Origin of the sequence: Qingrenia yutianensis, from assembly GCF_014385105.1 — a bacterium.
In the GTDB taxonomy this organism is placed as follows: Bacteria; Bacillota; Clostridia; order UMGS1810; family UMGS1810; genus Qingrenia; species Qingrenia yutianensis.
On the sequence record NZ_JACRTE010000048.1, the window covers coordinates 1 to 2,509 of the forward strand.

At 41.6% G+C, this 2,509-nt stretch carries 1 pseudogene; it reads left to right on the forward strand.

From position 1 onward, the window contains the following. Nucleotides 1-2,509 (forward strand): annotated as a pseudogene (locus H8706_RS11865) (hypothetical protein); the annotation flags it as partial.

The following is a 2,509-nucleotide window of genomic DNA, read 5'->3' on the forward strand; positions in this document are numbered from 1 at the left end:
GAAAATGCGGTGTATAATGAAGTCAAAGAAAAAGACGCACCGACAATAAATAATGAAAGGACGGATAATTATGACAGAGATAACATACACGGAAGTAAACGGGTATCTGATACCGAACTTGACAGCACCGCAGACCGAAGCACAGATAGGCAAATACGGACAGATGCGGAGGAAATTCCTCAAAAATCACAGACCGAGCCTATACACGAGCTTGATGATAACAGGCAAGATAACGGAGCATCTGCTGGAGGTACAGACATCAGCGACCGAGCAGATACAGAAGATAGTCCGGAAATTGGCACAGACAGAGGGCGTGAACGAGGAACTGAAAGCGAAAGACCCGATGATGTGGACGGGGCTGATGAACAACCTACTCCATTCAGCGGAAGAAGTCGTACTGCCGGAGGTAGTTTACAGTTAAGTCTGTTCGACCTCATTCCGACAGAAGAACAACAGAGAGAAACCGTACAGAGAGCAGCACACGAAATTTTCGGTGCTGCTTTTTCTATGCCGGGGCAGATTATTGACGAAGTTTTATGCGATGGCTCATTAAACCCTCAAAGCCGTTTAGATATTTGCATAGAATTTTCAAAGAATAAATCTCTTGCGGATAAATCAGAATTTCTTAAAAGCCTTTACGGTACTTCCGGTAAAGGCTTTGTTGTTGACGGACGGAATGTGTCTGCTTGGTGGAGTGAGCAAGGTATTCGTATTTCATACGGTAATACGGCAAATATAAACACAGCTCAGCTCATTTCTTGGGAGGATGCGGCAAAACGCATTGACGAGCTTTTGGATTTGGGTAGATATGCACCGTCAAGTGTGCTTTTACAAATGCGGAGTTATGAACTGAAAAAGGTAGCAGACGCATTTTGGTATATGGAGAAAGACCTTGATTATGACGAATTTCCCGACCTAAAAGATATGTTCAATGAGGAATGGTTTAAGGGCGGTTTTCCCGACAGCACAAAGCGTATCACGGAAATGCTTAATAATCCGGAGCAATTATCGGAGCTTACGGAAATAACGGCGGCTCTTGTCGAGCGAAACAAAAATGAGGATATAATGCGTTTTCGTATGTATCGACCGGAGCGTGTGTATAAACAGCTTTCCGATTTACAGCTTGAGCGTAAAACATATACTTCGCAAAGGCTTACCGATACGGCTGCTGACAGATTTATCACAGAGGACTTTATCGATAAATACTTTATTGACGAGGGTATTTACAGAAAGTATGATACGGCGGAGTTTTTCAGAGAGCATACCGACCGCAAGGAACGGGTTGACTACTTGAAAAAGCTGCACGGTACTACCTATGGTGGTTCTCATAATTATATTCACTTTCAAAACAGCAGAAAAGGTATTGAATTCAGTCTTGGCGATTATTCAAAGCCTTACGGGAAAACACTTGTCAAATGGAATGACCTTGAAAAGCGTATCACCCGTCTTATTGACGAGGATAAATATTTCACCGCAGAGGATAAAGAGAAAAATATTCCCGACCTTTTGAAAGAACGGGAACAACAGCGTATACGCAGTGAACAAATAGCGTTTGTTGAAAGTGTTAAGGATATGTCTGATAAAGAAAAGGCGGCTACTTTGCCGAAACGCATTGTATATTTTGTAAACACCATTGACAAATATGAGAAAGATATATTTGCGAATAACGGTGCTTCAATGCTGCTTGATGCCAATGAATTTGAAGTTTATGATATGCTCCGTGATGAATACGACAGATATGTTATTGCAAATGCAATGAAAAAAGTCAGCGGTGCGGCAGTGAGCGTTTATGACAGAAACGGCAGTTATCATTTTGAGGAGGAAATATCCGCTATAAAATGCGTATCCTTTGAAAAACACGGAGATACCTATGAATTGCACGAAGATGAAGCAACCGCCGTGTCTGAAATTCTCGGACTTTCCGTGTCGGATGGAGCAATAAGCTTTCCGGCATACGCTTTGGAGGAATATGCAGAGATACTTTCGGATAACAGATATATTTACGCTATACACGATGCCGACGAAGAAAATACGGTTGATAAATTCTTGAAGTCTGTGTCCGATGATAATAAAGCATTTTTTGAAGGAAACACTTTGAAAGCGGAAATCGGCAGAGAGATATACAGCGGTGATGAAATATACCGCCATATACTGAACGATATACTTTCCTTTGACGAAAACGGCGGTCTTTCAACAGGACTTGCATATGATGCGGAAACGGTTGAAAATCTGAAAAAATATGCAGCTCGTTACGGTGTGGAAATAACCTCGGTTAATGAAAATATACAAACACGAATTTCAAAAATGTCCGATGATGAAAAGGAGTCACATATCGGTTATGTTGAAATTAACCTTGATTACAGTCGAAACGACCTGTTGACAGATGATGATATGGCTTTATACAGAGCTTTAATCGAGGAACGGTTTGAAAAAGAAAATCAACCGCAGCAGCCGTTCTCCGAATATCTTGCAGAGCTTCACAAAGACGATAACGGCTCAAAAACCGTTG